General features: G+C 69.7%; 19 protein-coding genes and 1 riboswitch. Of the genes, 6 read left to right on the forward strand and 13 right to left on the reverse strand.

Annotated elements, in window-relative coordinates:
• Positions 1-112: 112 nt before the first annotated feature.
• From rsfS to cdaA, 5 genes are all read right to left on the reverse strand, one after another.
• Positions 113-511 (reverse strand): ribosome silencing factor, encoded by a 399-nt coding sequence (rsfS, locus tag ABEA67_RS15245; protein ID WP_345466769.1) that lies wholly within the window; start codon positions 509-511, stop codon positions 113-115.
• Positions 508-1,827 carry an LCP family protein gene (locus ABEA67_RS15250; RefSeq protein ID WP_345466771.1) on the reverse strand — a complete coding sequence of 440 codons (1,320 nt, stop codon included), beginning with the start codon at positions 1,825-1,827 and terminating at the stop codon, positions 508-510. Before ABEA67_RS15250 ends, rsfS begins: the two co-directional genes overlap by 4 nt.
• On the reverse strand, positions 1,824-2,426 hold the full coding sequence (gene yqeK, locus ABEA67_RS15255) for a bis(5'-nucleosyl)-tetraphosphatase (symmetrical) YqeK (protein WP_345466818.1): 603 nt from the start codon (positions 2,424-2,426) through the stop codon (positions 1,824-1,826). The genes ABEA67_RS15250 and yqeK overlap by 4 nt, the downstream gene beginning before the upstream one ends.
• Positions 2,427-2,567: 141 nt before the next feature.
• Positions 2,568-3,521, reverse strand: a complete 954-nt coding sequence (locus ABEA67_RS15260; RefSeq protein ID WP_345466773.1) for a CdaR family protein — start codon at positions 3,519-3,521, stop codon at positions 2,568-2,570.
• Entirely contained in the window at positions 3,518-4,384 is an 867-nt protein-coding gene (gene cdaA, locus ABEA67_RS15265; RefSeq protein ID WP_345466775.1) for a diadenylate cyclase CdaA, read from the reverse strand. The genes ABEA67_RS15260 and cdaA overlap by 4 nt, the downstream gene beginning before the upstream one ends.
• A gap of 133 nt (positions 4,385-4,517) precedes the next feature.
• Between cdaA and ABEA67_RS15270 the strand changes: the two genes are divergently transcribed.
• Positions 4,518-5,207: a metal-dependent hydrolase gene (locus ABEA67_RS15270; protein WP_345466776.1), complete on the forward strand. Its 690-nt coding sequence runs from the start codon at positions 4,518-4,520 to the stop codon at positions 5,205-5,207.
• Between the two features lie 69 nt (positions 5,208-5,276).
• On the opposite strand, the gene ABEA67_RS15275 is transcribed toward ABEA67_RS15270, so the two are convergent.
• Positions 5,277-6,008 carry a ribonuclease HI gene (locus ABEA67_RS15275; RefSeq protein ID WP_345466778.1) on the reverse strand — a complete coding sequence of 244 codons (732 nt, stop codon included), beginning with the start codon at positions 6,006-6,008 and terminating at the stop codon, positions 5,277-5,279.
• A gap of 110 nt (positions 6,009-6,118) precedes the next feature.
• Here ABEA67_RS15275 and pyrE point away from each other — a divergent pair, with 110 nt between their 5' ends.
• Positions 6,119-6,679, forward strand: a complete 561-nt coding sequence (pyrE, locus tag ABEA67_RS15280; RefSeq protein WP_345466821.1) for an orotate phosphoribosyltransferase — start codon at positions 6,119-6,121, stop codon at positions 6,677-6,679.
• A 38-nt stretch (positions 6,680-6,717) separates the two neighbouring features.
• Here pyrE and ABEA67_RS15285 read toward each other — a convergent pair whose 3' ends face one another.
• The 3 genes from ABEA67_RS15285 to ABEA67_RS15295 form a co-directional block, all read right to left on the reverse strand.
• Complete coding sequence (locus ABEA67_RS15285; RefSeq protein ID WP_345466780.1) at positions 6,718-7,356, reverse strand: DUF2268 domain-containing putative Zn-dependent protease; 639 nt, start codon at positions 7,354-7,356, stop codon at positions 6,718-6,720.
• 194 nt (positions 7,357-7,550) lie between these two features.
• The gene (gene odhB / locus ABEA67_RS15290; protein WP_345466782.1) at positions 7,551-8,885 is read right to left on the reverse strand and encodes a 2-oxoglutarate dehydrogenase complex dihydrolipoyllysine-residue succinyltransferase; all 1,335 of its coding nucleotides are present in this window, start codon (positions 8,883-8,885) and stop codon (positions 7,551-7,553) included.
• Between the two features lie 126 nt (positions 8,886-9,011).
• Positions 9,012-11,855 (reverse strand): 2-oxoglutarate dehydrogenase E1 component, encoded by a 2,844-nt coding sequence (locus tag ABEA67_RS15295; RefSeq protein ID WP_345466785.1) that lies wholly within the window; start codon positions 11,853-11,855, stop codon positions 9,012-9,014.
• A gap of 349 nt (positions 11,856-12,204) precedes the next feature.
• Between ABEA67_RS15295 and ABEA67_RS15300 the strand changes: the two genes are divergently transcribed.
• Positions 12,205-13,476: a BON domain-containing protein gene (locus ABEA67_RS15300; protein WP_345466787.1), complete on the forward strand. Its 1,272-nt coding sequence runs from the start codon at positions 12,205-12,207 to the stop codon at positions 13,474-13,476.
• Positions 13,477-13,702: 226 nt separating this feature from the next.
• Positions 13,703-13,978: a hypothetical protein gene (locus tag ABEA67_RS15305; protein WP_345466791.1), complete on the forward strand. Its 276-nt coding sequence runs from the start codon at positions 13,703-13,705 to the stop codon at positions 13,976-13,978.
• A 181-nt stretch (positions 13,979-14,159) separates the two neighbouring features.
• Here the strand turns inward: ABEA67_RS15305 and ABEA67_RS15310 are convergent, their stop codons facing one another.
• Positions 14,160-15,449, reverse strand: a complete 1,290-nt coding sequence (locus ABEA67_RS15310) for a hypothetical protein (RefSeq protein ID WP_425557208.1) — start codon at positions 15,447-15,449, stop codon at positions 14,160-14,162.
• Positions 15,450-15,669: 220 nt separating this feature from the next.
• On the opposite strand from ABEA67_RS15310, the gene ABEA67_RS15315 reads away from it, so the two are divergent.
• Complete coding sequence (locus ABEA67_RS15315) at positions 15,670-16,149, forward strand: hypothetical protein (RefSeq protein WP_345466793.1); 480 nt, start codon at positions 15,670-15,672, stop codon at positions 16,147-16,149.
• 9 nt (positions 16,150-16,158) lie between these two features.
• Here ABEA67_RS15315 and xseA read toward each other — a convergent pair whose 3' ends face one another.
• Entirely contained in the window at positions 16,159-17,382 is a 1,224-nt protein-coding gene (gene xseA, locus ABEA67_RS15320) for an exodeoxyribonuclease VII large subunit (protein ID WP_345466795.1), read from the reverse strand.
• Complete coding sequence (gene crcB, locus ABEA67_RS15325) at positions 17,379-17,732, reverse strand: fluoride efflux transporter CrcB (protein WP_345466827.1); 354 nt, start codon at positions 17,730-17,732, stop codon at positions 17,379-17,381. The genes xseA and crcB overlap by 4 nt, the downstream gene beginning before the upstream one ends.
• Before the next feature lie 113 nt (positions 17,733-17,845).
• Between crcB and ABEA67_RS15330 the strand changes: the two genes are divergently transcribed.
• Complete coding sequence (locus ABEA67_RS15330; protein WP_345466797.1) at positions 17,846-18,760, forward strand: magnesium transporter CorA family protein; 915 nt, start codon at positions 17,846-17,848, stop codon at positions 18,758-18,760.
• A gap of 87 nt (positions 18,761-18,847) precedes the next feature.
• Here ABEA67_RS15330 and ABEA67_RS15335 read toward each other — a convergent pair whose 3' ends face one another.
• Positions 18,848-21,301: a beta strand repeat-containing protein gene (locus ABEA67_RS15335; protein WP_345466798.1), complete on the reverse strand. Its 2,454-nt coding sequence runs from the start codon at positions 21,299-21,301 to the stop codon at positions 18,848-18,850.
• A gap of 283 nt (positions 21,302-21,584) precedes the next feature.
• A riboswitch (cyclic di-GMP riboswitch) is annotated at positions 21,585-21,669 on the reverse strand.
• Positions 21,670-22,130: the final 461 nt, after the last annotated feature.

The following is a 22,130-nucleotide window of genomic DNA, read 5'->3' on the forward strand; positions in this document are numbered from 1 at the left end:
GTTAGCCTACGACGCTTTCTGCAAGAAAGGCGAAGGGCCGCCCCTGAGCCTGAGGCCATTGGAGAACATCCGGTGTTTTGTCCGGATGTTCTGGAATCAGAGCAAGTTGGTCTTAAACCGTCCGGTTCGGCGTCTGCTCCGGGGCGCTTTCGGGGAAGTGCAGCACCTGGGCGTCGCTCCAGAGGCCTTCGAGGTCGTAGTACTCGCGGGCCTCTTTGGTCATGATGTGGACCACGATGCCGCCGCCGAAGGCGAGGAGCAGCCAGCGTTCGCTGGGGCCTTCCACGGTGGGGCGGGGGAGGCCGGCGGCCTGCGCCTTCTCGCGGATGTTCTCCTGCACGGCGTTGAGCTGGAGGCCCGCCGTGGCGGTGCAGATGACGAAGTACTCCAGGGTGGAGGACACGTCGGTGAGGTCCAGCACGACGATGTCCTCGGCGCGGCGTTCGCGGGCCGCGTCCACGATGGCGCGGAGCTGGTTCTGGATGGGATCGGGCTGTTTGTGTGAGGTCATGGGTTCTCCGTGGGGGTGGGGCTAGAGGGGGTGTCCCCGGTCAGGGGCGTGAGGGCCGCGAGGCTCTGGCGAGCGTCCGTGCCCAGCAGAATACCCACCTCGCCCGCTGAGACGGGGAAACGTTCGCCCTGAAGGCGGGGCAGGCCCAGCGTGTCGGCCAGCTCCGTGGCCGCCTGCACGTCCTGCCCAGTAAACACCTGGCTGGCCTCGCCGCTGGCGGGCACGCCCTGCACGCTGACGCGGGCGTACCCCAGGGTGCCCAGGGCACGCGCGAGGGCCGGACCAAGACCCGCGCCGCTGGCGTCCACGATGTGGACGGCCACGTCGGGGCGGGCAGGCGAGGGGATGGCGGCTGCGCTGCCGTCCGTGCCCCACACGCGCGCCAGGGCCTCGCGGTCCACCGCCAGGTTGAAGGTGCCCCGGATGGTCTGCGTGGGCAGCGTGGCGAAGGTGAGCTTGAGCTGCGGCAGATACGGCAGCAGTGCGGGGAGGAGTCCGGGGTCAACGTTCGTCTCGACACCGTTGCCGATGCCGCCCACGATGGTGGGCAGCGCGGCGAGGCCCTGGGGCGACTTGAGGCGGGCGGCCAGTTGCGTCAGGGCCTGCTTCTGGTGGTCGATGCGCCCGTAGTCGTCCCCGAAGCCCTTGCGCACGCGCAGGAACAGCACCGCCTGTTCGCCCCGCAGGTGATGCTGGCCCGCGGGCAGGCGCAGGTCTACGCCCGCTGCCTGGTCCACCCACTCGATGCCGCCTTCCGGCACCGTCACGTCCAGCCCACCCAGCGCGTCGATCACCCGCGCCACGTAGTCGGTCCGCACGATGACAAAGGCGTCCACGTGTTCGCCGGTAATGGTTTCCACGGCCTGCGTCAGCGCCTGCGGGCCGCCCGCCCAGTAGCGGCTGTTGACCTTCTGCTCGGCGTTCGGCAGGCGGGGGTTGTAGTCGCCCACATTCGTGTCGCGCGGAATATTCAGGACGCTGACGCGCGTGCCGTCCACCTTCACCAGCATCAGCGTGTCGGTGTTGGGGGTCTGGAGCAGCCCGGTGCGCTGATCCTGGTTCTTGCAGGGCGTGTGGTAGGCGCAGTACACGATGTCGCGCCCCGCCAGCAGCAGCGTGAAGTGCGGCGGGCCGCCCGCCGGGAGCGCCGCGGCGGCCCCGCCCCCCGGCGCGCTCAGGACCGCGAAGCCGCCCAGGGTCAGGGCCGCGAGGCTCAGGCCGAACGCCTGCACGGCCCGCAGCCGCGCCCGGCGGCGGGGCAGGGCAGAGGAGGAGGTGGTGGGGGTTGGGGAGGAGGCAGGGGGAGAAACAGTCATGGGGGAAGGGGAGGGTCGGCCGTCGCCGGGCAAGGCAGCGCGTGGTAGGCGCGCAGGGTGCGGGGGTGAACCTGGATGCCGCGTCCCTGAAGGTACGTGACCTTGGAGACGATGGCGCGGTTCAGGGCCGCGTCCAGGTCGCGCAGGGCCAGTTCGCGGATGTCTTCGTTCACGCCGCGCCCGGGTTCGGACACGTCCGCGATGTACACGCAGGCCGACACCGGATTGCCCCCGCGCGGCCCGGTGGTGTGGTCCTCGACGGCCTCCAGCACCACCTGATCGCGGTAGCCCCAGCGCTCCAGCAGCGTGCGGGCCGCGCGGCCGTGCAGGGCCAGCGGGTGCGCGCTGTCGATGGTGCACTCGGGCGGGGCCAGCCGCAGCAGCTCGGGGTCCGGCAGGTCGCGGGCGATGTCGTGCAGGATGCCCGCCGCGTAGGCCCGCGCCTCGTCCAGCCCGTTGGCGCGGGCGATCTGGCAGGCCAGTTCCGCCACGCGCAGCACGTGCTCGAAGCGGCGCGGGCGCACCATCAGCCGGACCCGTTCGTCCCAGCCTGCCAGTTCGGCCAGCGGATGCGGGAGGCCGGGCCGCTCGGCAATCATATGGCCGCGTGGGTCATGCGCCACACCATGACCTCAGTATACGCCGGGGGGCCGACCGGAAGCTGACATGGACTTCAGTATCCGGCCCATGTCATCCCCGTGTCAGGCCCCAGCCCCGTGTTAGCCCAGGGCGCGCTGGGGTCATGGTGTGCCGGGGGACGCGGGGGTGCGGCGCTCCACCGTCAGGCGGACATTGACCTGCTCCAGGGCCTGCGCGCCTGCCGGGAGCCGCAGGGTGACGGGCAGGGTGGAGGTGCCCTCGCGGTAGGTGACGGTGCCGGGAATCTCGCGCAGGCGGGCCAGCAGTTCCGGGGCGGCGACCACGCGCACGTTGCCGGGCTGCACGCTGACGGCGGTCACGCGCAGGCCGGGCGGGGGGTCGTTCAGCACGACGGGCACACTCTTGACCGGGAGTTCGCCGGTGTCCAGGCGGCGCACGGTGACCGTGGTGGGCGTGGTGGTCACGCCCCGGACGGGTTCGCCGCGCGCATTCAGGGCAATCAGCGGCGTCTCGCGGTCCTCGCCGGGGGCCAGCGAGACGGGGCTGCTCACCAGGCGCTGCACGGTGGTGACCAGGCGGCCCGGCCCGCTGACGGCCGCCTCGCTGGGGGTGACGGCGTAGCGGGGGATGCTCGTCTCGGAGGGGGTGGCCACACTCAGGGCGACGGGCAGCGTGCGGGTCAGCAGCGTGTCCACGAAGCCCTGCACGCGCTCGGGCGTCTGCCGCCGCAGCGCGGTGCCCCTGGGGGCCTGCACGGCCACGGGCCGGGTAAAGCTGCCCTCGGGGACGCCGGTCACGTCCACGACCGCCTCGATGTCGTCGCCGCTCAGCTCGCGCAGCCGCTCGGGCCGCCCGCTGAGGGTCACGCGGACAGTGCCGGGCGTCAGGTCGCTCACGGCGCGGGTGCCCACGCCACGCCCGCCGGTCGTGTCGCTGACGGTCACGGGCACGTCGTACCCCTGCTCGACGTTCGCGCGGCGGTCCGCCGTCGCCACGAACCACAGCACCACCGCCACCACCAGCGCCAGCAGCTTGACGGGGAGGTTGTGCATCAGTCGCCGCCACAGGTAGCGCGGGTCGGCCCAGCGGGTCATGCGCCGCCCCTTTCTGGGGGCTGGCCCCTGTCGGGTGCCTGGCCGGGCGGGGCCTCTCCCCCTCTGTCTGCGGGCACGGGGGGCACCGGGGCGGGCGGCAGGGTTCCGGCCAGGTCGGCGCGGTCGTACACCAGCGCCCGCAGTTGCTCGCGCAGCTCGGTGCCGTTCAGGTCCGGCCCCAGCCGTCCGGCCAGCGCAATTCGCATGCTGCCGCGTTCCTCGCTGACCACCAGCACCACCGCGTCGGTAAGTTCGGAAAGGCCGATGGCGGCGCGGTGCCGGGTGCCGTAGCGGCGGTAGGTGCCGTCGGCGGGTTGCAGGGGAAACAGGCAGCCCGCCGCCACCACCCGCGACCCCTGGAGGATCACGCCGCCGTCGTGCAGCGGGGCATTGCGCGCGAAGAGGGCCTCCAGAAAGGGCGTGCTGACGCGGGCGTCCAGCCCCACGCCGGTCGCCGCGTACTCGCCCAGCGGCGTGCGGCGCTCGATGGCGATCAGCGCGCCCGTCTTGCGCTCGGCCAGGCGCTCCATCGCCCGCGCGAGGTCCTGCAAGGCCGCGCCGCTCGCGCCCACGTCGCGCCCGCGGGGGCGGCCCACCCGCTCCAGGGCCGCGCGCAGTTCGGGCTGAAACAGCACCACCAGCGCAAACAGGCCCACCGTGCCCGCCCGGTCCAGCAGATAACTCAGGGTGGTCAGGCCCAGCAGCCGGGCCAGCACCCACACGCCCGCGAACACCAGAATCCCGCGCAGCACGTTCACGGCGCGGGTGCCCACCACCAGCAGGTAGCCCTGGTAGATCAGGAAGGCGACCAGCAACACGTCCAGCACGTCCCGGGGGCTGAAGGTTCCGAGAGACAGGGACATGGGTGGCCGCTCCTTCCCGCCGCAAACGCCATGCGGCACGCGCCTACTATACGGGCCACCGCGCCCGGTGCAGGGCCAGCCGGGTGAGAAAACGCTCAGCGCGCCCCCCACCACGCGCCCCTACACTGAAACCATGCAGATTCGTTTTCTGGGCCAGAGTGCCTTCCTGCTGAGCAGCGGCGACCACCAGGTGCTGATCGACCCCTTTATCGAGGGCAACCCCATGTCGCCCACCACCGTGCAGGAGGCGCTGGGCTGGCAGGTGGACGCCGTGCTGATCAGCCACGCCCACGGGGACCACTGGGGGAGCGCCCCCGACTTCGGGAAGGCCGGGGTGCCCATCATCGGGACCGCCGAGATCGGGGGGTATGCCCAGAAGAACGGCGCGCCCAACGCGGTCGGCATGAACATCGGCGGCACCTACCGCGCGCCCTGGGGCAGCGTGACCCTCACGCCCGCCTGGCATTCCTCGTCCTTTCCCGACGACACCTACGGCGGGATGCCCACTGGGCTGATCATCGAGATGGACGGCGTGCGCGTCTACCACGCGGGCGACACCAGCCTCTTTTCCGACATGCGCCTGATCGGGGACCGGGGGCTGGACGTGGCCCTGCTGCCCATCGGGGACCACTACACGATGGGGCCGGAGGAAGCCGCCCGCGCCCTGGAGCTGCTGCGCCCCCGCGTCGCCATCCCCATGCACTACGGCACCTTCCCGGTCCTGACCGGCGACCCCCAGGTCTTCGCCCGCGAGGGCCGCGAGCGCGGCGTGGACGTGCGGGTGCTGGAGCCGGGCGAGACAACCGAAGTCCAGAAGGGATGAGGGTCGAGTGATGAGTGATGAGCAGGACCACCCTCCCCGCCCTCATCACTCATCGCCCATCACTCAGACCTAGCCGAACTGCACCTGTACGCCCAGCCCGTCTGCTGTTTGCCGGGCCTGGGTGAGCTGGGCGTGGGCGGCGGGCAGCAGAGCGCGCTCGGGCCGCTGCCACAGCGCCTGGGCGACCTTGCTGGCACGTCGCACCAGCAGCACCTCGCCGGGCCGGGCCAGGGTGACGGCGGCCAGCAGGGCCTGGGCGCTGGGGGGCACGTCCGACAGGGGGTCGAGGTTCACGTGGGCCGTGACCCGCTCGCCGTGGCGGCGCAGGCTGACGCGCGCCTCGGGGAGGGCGGGGCGCTGCTCGATCAGCACGTCGGCATGGGGGCCGGGGGCCTCGGTGCTGGCCTGTCCGCGCCGCGCGGCGTTGGCAAGTTCGTGGGCGGACAGCATATGCCGCCGGGTGCGGGGCACGTAGTCCACCCGCAGCGGCACGCCCCGCGCCTCCACCTCGTCCTGCACCTCGCGCGCCAGGTCCGCGAGCAGCCAGGGGCCGCGCCCCCGCCCCACCGAGGCAATCACGGCCTGGTTGTCGGTGTAGACGGCCAGCGGTTCGCCTGCCGGGGCGTGCCGCACCGCCTCCAGCACCGCGCGCAGCTCGGCGGCATTGTTGTCGGGCGCGTCCATCTGGCCCTGATAGCGGGCGGGCAGCTCGCCGGGCAGCAGCAGCACCAGCCCCCAGCCGCCCACGCCGTGCCCGTCCGGCAATTCATGCCAGCTCGCGTCCACGTAGGCCTGGTTCATGGATTTCCGCCCCCAGTCTGCTGATGGCTGAACGCTGACGGCTGAAGGCTCTGCCCCATTGGCCTCCCATCATGCACGCCGCCGCCCGTGCAGAATGCGATACTCGCCGCATGGACGTTCTGGCGCTGTACCGGGAAGCAGGCGCGTACCACGAGGGGCATTTTCTGCTCGCCTCGGGTCGCCACTCGCCCAAGTTCCTGCAATCCACCACCCTGCTGCAATACCCCCACCTGACCGAGCAAATCGGGCAGGCCCTGGCAGAAAAGCTGCGCGAGGAAGGCATCCAGGCCGACCTGCTCGTCGGCCCCGCGATGGGCGGCGTGGTGCTGGCCTACGAGGTGGCCCGCCACTACGGAACCCGCGCCATCTTTGCCGAAAAGGACGGCCAGGGCGGCATGAAGGTCCGCGAGGCGTTCACCATCCGGCCCGGCGAACCCTTCATCGCCGTCGAGGACGTGCTGACCACCGGGGGCAGCGTCCTGAAGGCTGTTCGCGCGGTGGAGGCCCTGGGCGGCAGGTGTGTGGCTGTGGCCTGCATCGTGGACCGCCGGAAAGAGGAAGGGCCGCTGGAGGGGTATCCGCTCGTCAGCCTGACCCGCCTGACCTTCGACACCTACGCGCCGGACGAGGTGCCGGAGTGGCTGGCGCAGGTGCCCTTGCAGGAGATTTGAGCCTGTCTTTCGTGGCTTGTGGCCCGTAGAGGATGGGTCTATCTGGCCCATGCCGCCCGGAACCGTTCGGCGGGGGTGTTGGCACGGGTCAGGGCGTCGCCACCTTCCGCGCCCAGAAAGCGGCGGACGAGTTCGTGGCCCAGCGCGTAGCCGGCCCAACGGGGAAGGCCCACCGTCTCTGAGCCATAGAACCAGGCGGGGTGGCTGTAGCTGGGAGCGTCCAGCTCGGCCTGTGCCCGCTCCCAGAGCGGCTCCAGGTCCGCCGTGATGTGGGCGTAAGGGGGCGGGGCATCCCGCTCTCCCGCCTCATAGTGCTGCGCCAGCCCCTCCGACACCAGGGCTTCAAGCAGCGTCTGGCCGTACCCCGGCTCCCGCCAGCGCCGCGCGTGGTGCAGTTCGTGGGCGAGTGTGGCGGGAACTTCGCGCCGCCAGTGGGCCGCAAAATTCGGGTTGTCGGGGGTCAGCGTGATCTGTATCCAGTGTGGGAGCGGCGCATACCCTCCCACACCTGTTTCCGGCAGTGTCCACGGCGTCACGTACACGGCCACATCCACCCCATCCAGCCCCAGCCGCGCCGCGTGCCGGGTGAGGGCTGCGCCCGCCACCTCCCGCACCTCATCCGCCAGGGCAGGGGAGAGGAAGCCCCCCGCGTTCATCAGGTGCAAGACGTTCGCCATGCCCCACGCTAACTGGCAGACAAGGTGCGGCACGTCTGCCGAAGCGCGTAGCCCATGCTCCCAAGCCCGGCAACCCAAAAGCGGCCAGCCCCCTTCCGGGAAAGCTGACCGCTGACGACTAACTGCTGAGAGGAGGCGCGGGGCGGCCCACGCCTCTTGTGCCTACTCGCTCTGCTCGCCCTTGACGGGTAGCATCAGACCTCCAGCAGCATCCGCGCCGGGTCTTCCAGCAGGTTCTTGATCGTGACCAGGAACTGCACGGCTTCCTTGCCGTCGATGATGCGGTGGTCGTAGCTGACGGCGAGGTACATCATCGGGGCGATCACGACCTGCCCGTTCTGGGCGATGGGCCGCTCGATGATGTTGTGCATCCCCAGAATGGCGCTCTGCGGCGCGTTGATGATGGGCGTGCTCATCATCGAGCCGAAGGTGCCGCCGTTGGTGATCGAGAAGGTGCCGCCGCTCATGTCCTCCAGCGTGAGCTTGCCGCCGCGCGCCTTCTGGGCGAACTCGGCGATCTTCTTCTCGATGTCGGCCAGGCTCATCTGGTCGGTGTCGCGCAGGATGGGCACGACCAGCCCGCGCTCGGAGGCCACGGCGATGCCGATGTCGTAGTAGCCGTGGTAGATGATGTCCTTGCCCTCGACGCTGGCGTTGACGATCGGGAACTGCTTGAGGGCCTCGGTCGCCGCCCGCACGAACAGGCTCATGAAGCCCAGCTTCACGCCGTGCTTGGCGACGAACTGGTCCTGGTACTTCTTGCGCAGGTCCATCGCCGGCTTCATGTTGACCTCGTTGAAGGTGGTCAGCAGGGCGGCGGTGTTCTGCACGTCCTTGAGGCGCTCGGCGATGCGCTGGCGGATGCGGGTCATCGGGACGCGCTGCTCGGGCCGCGCCCCCTGGGGCACCTGCACCGCGGGGGCAGGCGCTGCCGCCTGGGCCTGACTGGCCGCTGGCTGCTGGCCGCTGGCCGCACCCTGAAGGCTTACCGGCTCCGCCGCCGACTGCGGCCCCTGGTACGTCAGGCCACCCTGGGCCGCCGCCACCGCGTCCGCCTTGGTGATGTGGCCCTTCGGTCCGGTCGCGGGAATCTGCGCGGGGTCGAGGCCCTGTTCCGTGACGAGCTTGCGCACGGCGGGCGAGAGGTCCTCGCGGCGGGCCGCGGCGGGCTGATCGCCCTGACTGTCGGGCTGGGTGGCCGTGCCGCCCGCGCTCGCCTCATTCGCCACCGGGCCACTGGCCTGATCGGCAGCCGGGGCGGGCGTGCTGGCCGCCTGCGCGGTGGGGGCGCTGCCCGCCTCCCCGATGGTGCCCAGCACCTCCTCGCTCAGCACGGTGTCGCCCTCCTGCTTGGCGATGCTCTGGAGAACGCCGTCCTGCTGGGCGGTGACTTCCAGCACCACCTTGTCGGTCTCGATCTCCGCGATGACCTCGCCACGCTTCACGGCGTCGCCGGGCTGCTTGTGCCAGGTCAGCAGCGTGCCCTCGCTTACCGACTCGGAAAATACGGGAACCTTGATTTCGGCCATAACGTGCTCCTTTATACCCCTGCCGGGGCGTGACTGACGCGGTGACGCCGACTGGGGTCAAAAAGTCCAGAAGTCGAGAGGTCGAGGAACCTTCTCGACCCCCGACCTCTCGACCCCTGGGCGGCCTTACCCCTGCGCCTTGGCTTCCTCGGTGAGCGGCACCTGGGCCTCGATGTCTTTGCGGGTGACCGGCTCGCCCAGCGCGGCGGCGATCACCTGGGCCTGCTCCAGCGTATGAACGCTGGCATACCCGGCGGCGGTGCTGGCCGCGCGCGGGCGGCTGGCGTGGGTGAGGGTCTGGTCCGCTTCCAGCGCCTTTTCCAGGTCTTCCCAGATCATCAGCCACGCGCCCTGGTTCTCCGGCTCCTCCTGCGCCCACACGACCTGCGCGCCGGGGTGCTTCGCCAGTTCGGCCCTCAGGGCCTCCGTCGGGAAGGGGTAGAGCTGCTCCAGGCGAATCAGGGCCGTGCCCGCGTAGCCTTCCTTGTCGGCGTCGCGCGCCTCGAACAGTTCCCAGTGCAGCTTGCCCGAGCTGATCACCACGCGGCGGGCGTTCTGCACGGTGTCGTCGCCGATGACTTCCTGAAAGCGGCCCTCGGCCAGTTCGGAGAGCGGACTCATGGCGAGCTTGTTGCGCAGGAGGCTCTTAGGCGTCGCCACGATGAGGGGCTTGCGGTAGGGGCGCAGCACCTGGCGGCGTAGCAGGTGGAAGATCTGCGCGGCGCTGCTGGGTACCACCACCTGCATGTTCTTCTGGGCGCACAGTTGCAGGTAGCGCTCCAGGCGGGCGCTGGAGTGTTCCGGCCCCGCCCCCTCGTAGCCGTGGGGCAACAGCATGGTCAGGCCACTGAGGCGCTGCCACTTGCTCTCGCCCGCGCTGAGGAACTGGTCGATGACCGCCTGCGCGCCGTTGGCGAAGTCCCCGAACTGCGCTTCCCAGGCCACCAGCGCCTTGGGTTCGGAGGTCGAGTAGCCGTACTCGAAGGCCAGCACCGCCTCCTCCGAGAGGGTGGAATCCACGATCTCGACGCGGCCCTGCTCGGGCGACAGGTGCGCCAGGCCGAGGTACTCCTCGTTCATGGGGTCCTGCGCGCTCTGGTCGTGCAGCACGGCGTGGCGGTGAACGAAGGTCCCGCGCCCCGAGTCCTGGCCGTCCAGGCGCACGTTGTACCCCTCCACCAGCAGCGTCGCGTAGGCCAGCATCTCGCCCATGCCCCAGTCGAGCGGCTGCTCGCCCTGCGCCATCGCCCGGCGGGCGTCCAGCACGCGCTTCACGCCGCGGTGGGGCGTGAACCCTGTCGGCACCCCGGCCAGCTTCAGGCCCAATTCGGTGAGTTCTGCCTGGGGCACGGCGGTGGGTGTGTCCTCGGTCCAGTGGGTGCCCGCGTACTCGCTCCAGTCGGCGGCGAGCTTGCTCTGTTCCAGGTTCTCGATCTCCTCGACCACCGCGTCCCCGGCGTCGAGCCGGTCGCGGTAACGCTCGACCAGTTCTTCCCCCTCGCCCGGCTTCAGCACGCCCGCCCCCTCCAGCGCCTGCGCGTACAGGGCGCGGGTGCCGGGGTGCCCCTTGATCTCGCGGTACATGATCGGCTGGGTCATGGTGGGGTCGTCGGCCTCGTTGTGGCCGTGGCGGCGGAAGGTGATCAGGTCGATGAACACGTCCTTGCCGAAGGTCTGGCGGTACTCCAGCGCCAGGTCGCCGCAGAACGCCACCGCCTCCGGGTCGTCGCCGTTCACGTGCAGCACGGGCGCGTTGGCAATCTTGGCGACATCGGTGCAGTAGCGGCTGGAACGGGTGTCGCGCGGGTCGCTGATCGTAAAGCCGATCTGGTTGTTGATGACGATGCGCACCGCCCCGCCCGTCGTGAAGCCGCGCAGGCGCGAGAGGTTCAGCGTCTCCATCACCACGCCCTGCCCGCTGACGGCGGCGTCGCCGTGGATCGTGATCGGCAGCACCTGCTTGCGCTCGGTGTCGCCGCGGCGGTCCTGGCGGGCGCGCACGCTGCCGTGGACCACCGGGCTGACGATTTCCAGGTGCGAGGGGTTAAAGGCCAGCGCGAGGTGCATCGGCCCGCCGGGGGTGCGCACGTCGCTGGAAAAGCCCATGTGGTACTTCACGTCGCCCGCGATGTCGGGGTTGTCGCTGATCTTCTTCTTGCCCTCGAACTCCGCGAAGAGGTCGGAGGGCTTCTTGCCGAAGATGTTGACCAGCACGTTCAGGCGGCCACGGTGCGCCATCCCGATGACGGTTTCCTTGACGCCGTACCGGCCCGCCTGCTGAATGATGCGGTCGAGCAGCGGGATAAAGCTCTCGCTGCCCTCCAGCGAGAAGCGCTTCTGGCCCACGTACTTGATGTGCAGGTAACGCTCCAGCCCCTCGGCGGCGTTGAGCTTGTGCATGAAGCGGCGGCGCTCTTCCGGGCTGTACGTGCCGCGCCCGCGCGTCGGCTCGATGCGCTCCTGGAACCAGCGGCGCTCGGTGGCCGGGAGATAGTTGAACTCGAAGCCGATGGCCCCGCAGTACGTCTCCTGAAGCTGGGCGATCACCTCGCGCAGGGTGCCGCTGAACGAGCCTTCCTGCACGTGCTCATTCAGGTCCGCCTCCGAGAGGCCGTAGAACTCGGGCGTGAGTTCGGGCACCACCGGCAGGCCGCGCATCTTGAGCGGGTTGGTCCGGGCGCTGATGTGGCCGTACACGCGGTAGGCCGTGACCAGCGCGCCCGCCGCCTGCTGCGCGCCGCTGACACCCTCGGGCACCGGCACGACCGCTCCGCCGCGCCGCTGGGTGCCCAGCTCATAAAAGGCCTGCTGCACGGCGGAGTGGGCCGTCTCGCGCGCCTCACCGCGCAACTCGTCGAAGTACGCGCGCCACTCGGCGTCCACGCTTCCAGGGTCGGCCAGGTATGCCTCGTACAGCCCCTCGATAAAGGCCGCGTTCCCGCCGGACATGATGGTCTGCGACTGCGTCATAACGCCCTCCAGCATACCCCTCACCCTGGTCCCCGACTGCGGTCCGTGCCCGCCTGCTGTTGTCTCCGGTGCAGTCACAGACCCCGCTCCTCGGCTGCCGGGACAGCTCTTTTCTCATCTCCTGCCACGGTCCGTCCGGGAAAGGCAGGGTGAGGGGGAGCTGCACCGGGCAGACCTCTTCCCGTCCCGTCACCGAAGGTTCATGAGTGGTCCAGTGCCGGCCCCTTAAAGCGACTGTCATCCCAGTCAGGTGTCTAGACGGATATGACTAGGAAAGCAACACCAGTGGAGGAGCTGTAACGCCTGGAGGGTCCAGGTGGCGGCACTCCCACACCACTTGGAGGAGCACATGACCCGTTACCGTGATGACCGCTATGACGACCGTGATATGACCCGCGACGACCGCCGCGGGGGCATCGGCGGAATGATGGACCGCGTGGGCGACATGTTCCGGGGCCGCGACGACGACCGCTACAGCGACGACCGCTACCGCGACCGCTCGGGTATGGGCCAGGGCTACGGCATGGGCCGCGGCTCCTACGGTGGCATGGGCGACGACCGCTACGGCGACCGTTCCGGCATGGGCCAGAGCTACGGTGGCAACTCCGGCCAGGGCAGCATGGGCCAGGGCGGAATGGGTCAGAGCTACGGCGGCCAGGGTAGCTATGACCGCGACCGCAGCATGGGGTCCGGCATGGACCAGGGCCGCAGCGGTTCCTACGGCCGCGACTGGGGCTGGGGCAGCCAGGGCTACAGCAACTCCGACGATGACCGCTGGGGCCAGGGCCGCAGCCAGCAGGGCTACGGCGGCAGCTCCAGCCAGGGCAGCATGGGCTACGGCTCTGAGAGCCGCGGTGGGATGGGCTACGGCGGCATGAGCAGCCAGGGGGGCATGGGCCAGAGCTACGGCGGCTCGGGCCGAATGTATGGCCAGGACTACGGCCAGATGTCCGGGCAGCAGGGCGGCTACGGTCAGAGCTACGGCTCGGGCATGGGCGGCATGTCCGGCGGGATGGGCGGTATGCAGGGCGGCCAGTACGGCAGCCAGTCCAACTCCAGCCAGAGCTACGGCTCGGGTATGGGCGGTGGCTCCAGCTACGGCCAGAGCTATGGTCAGGGCCAGTCCGGCGGGATGGGCGGCATGCAGAGCCATCAGGGCCGGGGTCCCAGGGGCTACCAGCGCAGCGACGACCGCATCAAGGAGCAGGTGAACGACGCGCTGGAAGACTCGCACGACGTGGATGCCAGCGACATCGACGTGCAGGTGCAGAACGGGGAAGTCACCCTGACCGGCACCGTGTCTGACCGCCAGCAAAAGCGCCGCGCCGAGGAATGTGTGGAGCACCTGCGCGGTGTGAAGGATGTCCACAACCAACTCCGCGTGCAGCAGCAGGGCGGCATGGGCAGCGGGATGGGCAGCACCAGCCAATCCAGCAGCAGCGGGATGAGTGGCAGCAGCACCAGCGGCTCCGGCACGTCCAGCATGGGCACCGGCAGCACCAGTGGCGGCACCAGCGGGATGGGCAGCACCGGCATGGGCGGCACCGGCAGCGCGGGGAGCAGCAGCACCTCCGGCACCAGCACCGACAACAGCCAGAGCAGCGGCAGCAGCAAGCGCTGAGGAACTGCCCTCACGCCTGAACCGCTGAAAAGCTTCTCGCCCCGCGCTGAACATGGGATTAGACCCCGTGTTCAGCGCGGGCCTTCACCCCACAGGGCGGCGCTCCGTTACATTGCTGCGTGTTCTGGGCAGCAACTCCACTTCATGCCGCCTTTATCACGGTTTCTCACTTCGTTCGGCCCAGAAAGGTTATCGAACCTTTCTGGACACCGCCCCAGGAGGACACATGACTTCTGACGATTCCCGCCGCAACCAACGCCAGCCGGACCAGACCGAACAGGGCGGCCTGCCCGCCGACGCCGGCAACGGCATGTCGGGCCGCTCGGAGTGGACCGGCGAGTCCGAGACGGGCTTTACCGACACGCCCAACGTGACCGACAGCCCCCGCCGCCCGTCCGACCGGGTGGACCGGGGGATTCCCAAGCCCCCCGGCGAGACGAACGACGGCACCTCAACCGACACCACCTTCGGGACGACGGGGACGGACGACAAGGGGATGTGACCTCCCCCGAACTGGAGCCGGGGGAAGACCGCTGCGGCCTTCCCCTTTTTGGCTTGCTTCAGGGCGGTGCCCAGAAAGGTTGCCGAACCTTTCTGGGCCGAACGAAGTGAGAAACCGTGATAAGGGCGGCGCTCCGTTACGTTGCTGCCCAGAACACGCAGCAACGTAACGGAGCGCCGCCCTAGGCCAGCGCCGTTGCCGTTGTGGTCGTCTGGGCTGCCGGGCGCACGCGGCGGCGCACGCCGTCGGCGTACTCGGCCAGGTCGGCCAGCAGGTCGCGGACATCGCCGCGCAGCAGGTACTGGCCGCCGGGCAGGGGCGTCAGGGCCAGGAAGGGCGCGCGGGTCAGGGTGTCGAGGATGCTGTGCAGCTCGGCGGTGTTCACGCCGCTGCCCAGGCGCTCGGCCAGCCGCGACATGTCGACCAGGCTGTGTGCGGGCTGGGCCGCCAGCGTCAGGAGCACGAAGGAAAAGGCCCCGCGCTGCGCCAGGTACGCGCCCACCAGCTCCGAGATGCTCGCCACCGTGTCCAGATCGAGGTTGCCGGCCTTCCAGTAGCCGCGCAGGTCCATCGGGGAGAGCGGGGCCAGGCGGGCGTGTTCCAGCAGGGCCACCAGCGCCTCGCGGGTCAGGCGGGCCGCGCCCTGGGGCCGCTCGGCCTCGTCGGTCAGCAGCAGGGCGTAGTCGGCCCCCTCGCGCCAGGAGGAGGCGCGCGCCGCCTCGGGCGCGAGGGCGAGCTGCACCGTATAGCCGTGCGCGCCCAGCTCGGCGGCCAGCCGCGCGAGGCCGGGAGCCGGGAAGGTCAGGCGGTAGCCGGTCAGCCGGGCGAGTTCGGCGAGTTGATCCTCCAGCCGGGTGGGGAGGGGGGCCGCCGCGCTGGGTGCGGGCCTGGCCTCCGCGCGGGAAAGGGCAGGCTGGGCGACCGGCTGTATCGGCTGGGGTTCGGTGCGGGGTGCAGGCGACACCGGGACCAGCGGTGTCCTGCCCCCGTCGGCGGGTGTGGGCGTCGTGGTGGCTCGCACACTGGGAGTGGACACCTCACCGGTGGCCGCTTCCCGCTCGGGCGCGGTGCGGGCGGCTTCGGGGCGCACCTGTTCCAGCCGCACTTCCCGGACATGCGGCGTGGCCGTCACGACCACGCGCCGGGCCTCCGGAGCCGCTTCACTGGCGGTCCGCGAGGGGGGCAGGGGGGCCGCGTGGGGCTTCACGATGGCCTCCACCTGATAGCGGCCCGCCTCCAGCGGCAGGAGCATCAGCACGTCGTTCACGCCCAGATTCCCGTCGCGGTACAGGTTATGCAGGCCCCGCACGCGCCCCGCCGCGCGGTCCACCTGCACGGTGTACTCGCGGCCCCGGTCATCCACGAACTGGGCGGAACCACTCTCGGGAAAGGTGCCGTCCAGGTACTTCAGAAGACGCAGGCTGCCTTCCTGAAGGCAGGGGCGGGTGATGATGTAACGCATTGCTTTCATGCGGGGTCCTCCATTGAGAGCGTCCCGCCGTTGACGGGAACGCGAGTGGGCAAGTGAATTGCTCCCCTAAAAATAGCAGACTCCACAGGAAGTCAAGTCCCAGAGTAACGTCCTGCACGTGTGAAATTCCTGATGACTTGGGCCGGTCTGCTCCATCCTTCACCCGGTGATGCCGCCGCCCGGCCGCCACAACCCTAAAAGTGTGTAGTGTGAGCGGCGCATGAAGAACCTCCTGCTCCTCCCGTTGCTTCTCCTGGCTTCCTGTGCACCGATGGCCGCCTCCCGCAGTCCACTGGCCGTGGGCGACCAGTTCCTCCTCACTGGCACCACCCGTGACGGTCAGGCCGTGTCGCAGACCGTTACCCTGCGCGATGCGGGCAAACGCGACGAGGACGGCGACTGGAGCTACCGGGCCGACGGGAAGACCAGCAGCTCGGCACGGGTCACCATCGACACCGAGCAGGACTTTCTGGTCGTGCTGGAGGGGGCCGAGCTGGAAACCAGCCTCACGGAAGGGAAGATCCTGGGCTGTTTTGCCCAGCCCAGCGGCCCCGGCTGGCGCAGTGCCGAAGGCTTTCTGCTGCGGCAGACCCTCCCCGAACTGATCGAGCTGGCGGGCCAAGTGGAGGGCAAATCGAACCTCACGGCTCTCCAGGCGCTGATCAAGGCGGCGGGCGAGTGCCGCGTCACGCGGAAGTAGGCCCGAGGCTCAGTCCCCCGAGCCGTCCTCTGCCCGCACCCCCACCGGGCCGTCCCCGAACGTCAGGGTGAGCGCTTGCCCCGGCTGCACCTGCGCGGCGCGGGTGACGGGCTGGCCGCGTTCGTCGCGCACCAGGGCGTAGCCGCGTGCCAGGGTCCGCTCGGGCGTGAGGCCCAGGGCCTGGCGCATCAGCGCGTCGGTCTGGGCCTGGGCCGCATCGGCGCTTCGGAGGGCGGCGCGGTGCAGGCGGTCTTGCAGCCAGCCCACGCCCGCGTCGGCGTTCACCAGCACGTCGCGGGCGTGGGCGCGGATGGTGCGGGCATCCTCTTGGGCCTGTGCGGCGGCGGCGGCCACGGTGCGGACAATCAGGCCCGCTGCTTTGCTGGGCGTGTCGGTGCGGATGCAGGCCACCTCGTCGGGAAGGGTGTCGTCGCGGGCGTGGCCCAGCCCGGTGATGACGGGTGCGGGAAAGGTCGCCAGCGCGCGGGCCACCGCCAGGTCGTTCAGCCAGGCGAGGTCCGTCACCGCGCCGCCCCCCCGGATGACCACCAGCGCGTCGAGCGGTTCCTCCTCGTGCGCCTCCCGCGCCTGTGAGATGGCCCGCGTGAGGCTCGCGGAGGCCTCGCGGCCCTGGAAGGTGGCCTCCAGGTACAGGAACTGCACGGCCCCGGCGGCCTCCAGCGCGTCCGTCTCGCGGCGGAAATCGCCCAGGCCCGCCGCCTCCGCCGGGCTGATGACGGCCACGCGGGCGTAGTCGGTGGGCGCGGGTAGGGCGCGGTTCAGGCCGTACACGCCCTCGGCCACCAGCGTCTCGCGCAGGGTGTCCAGCCGCAGGGCCGCGTCCCCCAGGGTGAACTCGGGGGACACATCCAGCACGTTCAGAGAGAAGCCGTACTGCGGGTGAAACTCCGCCGTGCAGAACAGCAGCACCTTGAGGCCCGCCGTGAGGGTGCCGCCCGTTGCGCGGCGGAACTTGCCCTCCAGGGCGTAACGCTCGCGCGCCCAGACCGTGGCGCGGCACTTGGCGACCTCCGCGCCGTCCTCCAGTTGCACGAGGTCGAGGTAGAGGTGGCGGCGGTCGGTCAGGCTGGCGATCTCGGCCCGCACCCACACCGCCCCCGGCACGCCCCGCGCGATAACCTGGCCCACGTAGACCAGCACGTCGGCCAGGTCGAGGAACTGCTCGGGCGGGCGGGTGGCCTCGGCCTTCTTGCGCCTGCGCCCGCCCGTCATAGCCGCGCCCCCAACTCCCGCCCCAGGACGGCGGCCAGCACACCCAGGCCCACGCTGAGGAGGGCGTACAGCACCGCTGCCCCACCCGCTCCCCGCATCAGCAGGCCGTCCACCTCCACGCTGAAGGTGGAAAAGGTGGTGAAGGCTCCCAGCACCCCGGTTCCGAAGGCCAGCCGCGCCGCTTCCGGCCACAGCCCCCGCCCCACCCGCGCCAGCGTCAGCCCCAGCAGAAACGACCCCAGCACGTTGATGCCCAGCACGGCGAGCGGAAGTCCCGTCCGGGCCACCAGCGGCGTGAGCAGGAGCGTGACGCCATAACGCGCCGCCGCGCCCACCGCGCCGCCTGCCATCACCCAGAGCCATGCGTTCACGGGGGATAGAGTACGCGGTTTGCAGGGCGCGGTACGCGGTGAAAAGAATCAAACCGCGTCCTGCGTACCGCGCACGGCGTACCCTGTCCGGGATGATTCGCGCCCAGACCTTCACCGGCACGCCCCTCGACTGGACCGGGCAGACCCAGGGCGTGTGGGTGGACGCGCAGGGGGCCACGCCGGAGGAGCTGGCCCGCTTGCAGGCCGCCTTTCCGCTCAACCGCCTGGCGCTGGAGGACGCGCTGGAGCAGGGCCACTGGAGCCGCGCGGAGGTCTACCCCGAACACGCCTTCGTCACCATCCGCTCCTTTGCCCGCCCCGCCGACGCCGACGAGTTCACCGAGCGCCTGAGCCTCTTTCTTTACCCCGACGCCGTTCTGACCCTCAGCAGTGCGGGCACGCGGGCACTGGAGGCGGTCTGGGGGCTGGTAGGCCGTGAGAGCGTGAACACCGCCTCCGAGATCGGGTATGAGCTGCTGGACCAGACCGCCGACACCTTCTTCACCCTGGCCGACGCGCTGGAGGGCCGGGTGGAGGCGCTGGAGGAGCGCGTCTTTACCGACGGCCGCCGCAATCCGGTCGCGGAGGTGTTCGCGCTCAAGCATGTGCTGGCGCAGGGCCGCCGCCTCAGCACCGACGCGCGGGAGGCGGTGACGCTGCTGGTCCGCCACGCCGGCGGCACCACGGCCGAGCTGGTCCGCTACCGCGACGTGCTGGACTCCTTCACGCGCGTCAGCAGCCGCCTGGACGGGCTGCGCGACTTCCTGACCAGCCTGCTCGACCTGCACCTGAACCTGCAAAGCCAGCGCATGAACGAGGTGATGCGGACCCTGACCGCCGTCAGCGTGATCTTTTTGCCGCTGACCTTCCTGGCGGGCGTGTGGGGCATGAACTTCCAGCACATGCCCGAACTGCACACCCGCTTCGGCTACGCCTTCGCCTGGGCGAGTTTCCTGCTGATCGGGGGGCTGCTGGCCGCCTATTTCAAGCGCCGGGGGTGGTGGTGAGGGGCCAGAGCAAACCCTGCCCCGGACCAGAAGCGGTTGCCGGGGCAGGGCAGAGTGCCGGACGTTACGTTATCTGAGGGGCCAGGACTACTGCACGAAGGCGTAACGCACGCGCAGCTCCGAAAGTGCTCCCACGACCCCGCCGAAACGCAGCTCCACGCTGTCGAACGCCTTGCTCGTCTGGAAACTGACGGTCTGCACGTCACTGCCCGGCGCGAGCAGCGCCAGGTCCAGCAGGTCGCCCCCGCTGCGCGTTTCCTGCACCTGACCGTTCAGCAGCGTCACCAGGGTGAGGCCAGACAGCACTCCGGCATCCAGCAGGCTGCCGGGGCGGCGGACGACAAAGCCCACGCGGCTGCCTGCCGCCTGCGGTGCCGTGCCGATGACACGCAGGTAGGTGTAGCTCAGCGCACCCACCGTGACCTTCATCGACGCCTCGTCCGTGAGGTCGCCGTTCACGACATTCAGGGCGTTGTCCACCGAGCACAGCAGGCACAGCTCACTCCGGCCCGAGTTCACGGTGTACCCGCTGCCCACCAGGGGCCGGGGTTGCGCGGTCTGCTCGCCACTCACGGTGATGCTGACGTTGACGGCGTTCGAGGCGTTCCCCGCCGCGTCGTAGGCCCGGACGACCAGCGTGTGTGCCCCGGCAGGCAAAGTCGGCAGGGTGGTGTCCAGATTGACCGTCTGACCGGGGGTGATAGCCAGGTCGGTGGGCGTGCCGTTGTCGAGGGTGTAGGTCACGCGGGTGACGCCCTGATTGTCGCTGGCGGTGCCGGTCAGGCGTACGGGGTTGGTCGTGGTGGCACCGTTGACGGGGGAAGTGAGCGTCAGGGTCGGGGCCACGGTGTCGCCGGGCTGGCCTGTGCCGCCTCCGGCAGTGACGGTGAAGGTCGTGCTGGCGGCGTTCGAGGCGTTCCCCGCCGCGTCGTAGGCCCGGACGACCAGCGTGTGTTGCCCGGCACTCAGGTCCGGCAGGGCAAAGTCGAAGTTGACCGAGGCTCCGGCAGTGAGGGGCGCATTGACCTCGGGGCCGTTGTCGAGGGTGTAGGTCACACGGGTGACGCCCTGATTGTCGCTGGCGCTGCCGGTCGCACGCACAGGGTTGGCCGTGGTGGCCCCATTGGCGGGAGAAGTGAGCGTCAGAGTCGGGGCGACGGTGTCACCGGGCTGACCTGTGCCGCCTCCAGCAGTGACGGTGATGGTCGTGCTGACGGCGTTCGAGGCGTTCCCTGCCGCGTCGTAGGCCTTCACGGTGATGGTGTGCTGTCCAGCCCCCAGGTCCGGCAGGGCAAAGTCGAAGTTGACCGACGCTCCGGCGGTGAGGGGCGCATTGACCTCAGGGCCGTTGTCGAGGGTGTAGGTGACGCGGGTAACACCCTGGTTGTCGCTGGCGGTGCCGGTCAGGCGTACAGGGTTGGCCGTGGTAGTGCCGTTGACGGGGGAAGTGAGCGTCAGGGTCGGGGCCACGGTGTCGCCGGGTTGACCTGTGCCGCCTCCGGCAGTGACGGTGATGGTGCGGGCCGCGGTGCTGCTGTTGCCCGCCGCGTCATAGGCCTTCACGGTGATGGTGTGCTGCCCGGCACCCAGGTCCGGCAGGGTAAAGTCGAGGTTGGCCGATGTCCCGGCGCTGAAGGGTGCATTGACTTCGGGGCCGTTGTCGAGGGCGTAGGTCACGCGGGTGACGCCCTGGTTGTCACTGGCGGTGCCGGTCACGCGCACGGGGTTGGCCGTGGTGGCCCCGTTGGCGGGAGAAGTGAGCGTCAGGGTCGGGGCCACGGTGTCGCCGGGCTGGCCTGTGCCGCCTCCGGCGGTGACGGTGATGGTCGTGCTGACAGCGTTCGAGGTGTTCCCCGCCGCGTCGTAGGCCCGGACGACCAGCGTATGTGCCCCGGCGGGCAAAGCCGGCAGGGTGGCGTCGAGGTTGACGGTGGTGCCGGGCGTCACGTCCAGATCACGCTCGGCGGCCCCATCGAGCGTGTAGGTGATGCGGGCCACGCTCTGGTTGTCGCTGGCGGTGCCCGTCAGACGCACGGGGTTGGCCGTGGTGGCACCATTGATGGGGGAAGTGAGCGTCAGGGTCGGGGCGACGGTGTCGCCGGGCTGGCCCGTTCCCCCGTTCCCGTTGATGGTGACGGTCCGCGTGACGGAGGTGCTGTTGCCCGCCGCGTCATAGGCCGTGACGGTCAGGGTGTACGTCCCGGCCTTCACGCCGCAAAGGCAGAGGCTCTGGCTGATGTTGCCGTCGGCGGGCAGGGTCAACGTCTGCTCGTTGCCGTTCCCCAGGCGGTAGGTGAGGCGGCTCAGGCCCACGTTGTCACTGACCCGGCCCTGTAGCAGCAGGCTGCCGGTGGCGCTGCTGCCCTCCAGCGGAGAGGTGAGTTGCAGGGTGGGTTTGACAGTGTCCGTGACGCCGGGCTGACCCCCAGGGCCAGGATTGGGGTTGAGCGCAGGGTTTTGCCCGCTGCAACTGGCCAGCAGGGTGACGGTCAGCAGCGTGGCGGCGGCAAGGCGGCCATTCCGGGAAAGCATCGAGATCATGGCGTTCTCCTTGAGGGTGTGAGAAGACATGGCAGAGACGACGCACAGCCAGAGGGGATAAACTGAACTGCTGCCTACTTCCAGGGGAAGGCAGGGCAGAACAGGTGTGGATTCGGGGAGAGGGATAGGTTCAAAACGGGCCTGCTGGGGCCAGAAAAAGAACCCGGAGCAATGCACCACCTCCTGCTGGAAACCGGTTATAGGTCAGCGGTGCCGCGCCCACCAGGAAGCTGTGGGGGCTGCTGCCCTAACGGTAAGAAAAGTTGCCGACACGCCGTGTTCGCATGTCCCAAGTCGGTCGCACCACTGGCTCCACCCGTTCCAGGTGCCCGTATACGGAACGAGGTTTCGTTGCCCCTTGGATAGCAATTGCATTTCAGCTACCCAGGTTCAATCTATGAAAAGACACCTGTTGCCGAATGAGGGCCAAGTTGAAGGTCCTTATTTTGGTTCTCATGCTTTGGGTGGTATGGGGGTATATAGGTTCCGCATCCTCCGTCATAGCCCTTCTCCTGCATCGCTTTGTAGAGCTGTTCCACCCGTTTCTGCCGCTGTTGTTCCTGCTCTGTCCGGTTGGATGGAGCAGCTCATTGCTGTTTAGGGTCTGTTTTGAAAGTTGGGCGGAACTTCTCAGACACGTGATGGGGACGCACTTTTTTTCCTCTGCAAGCCGCTCTACGAATTCCCCCTTACGGAGGAGAGTGGGACGGGTGCAGTTTCGCAGGAGAGAGGGGAGCGGGCACAACCTCCCAGCGCGCTTGGGACCTTTTGAAACACGCGCTTAAAGCATGGCCCGCCGTGGGATGGACTCGCAGCCCGGCACAAGGTG

The organism is Deinococcus carri (assembly GCF_039545055.1).
Lineage (GTDB): Bacteria > Deinococcota > Deinococci > Deinococcales > Deinococcaceae > Deinococcus > Deinococcus carri.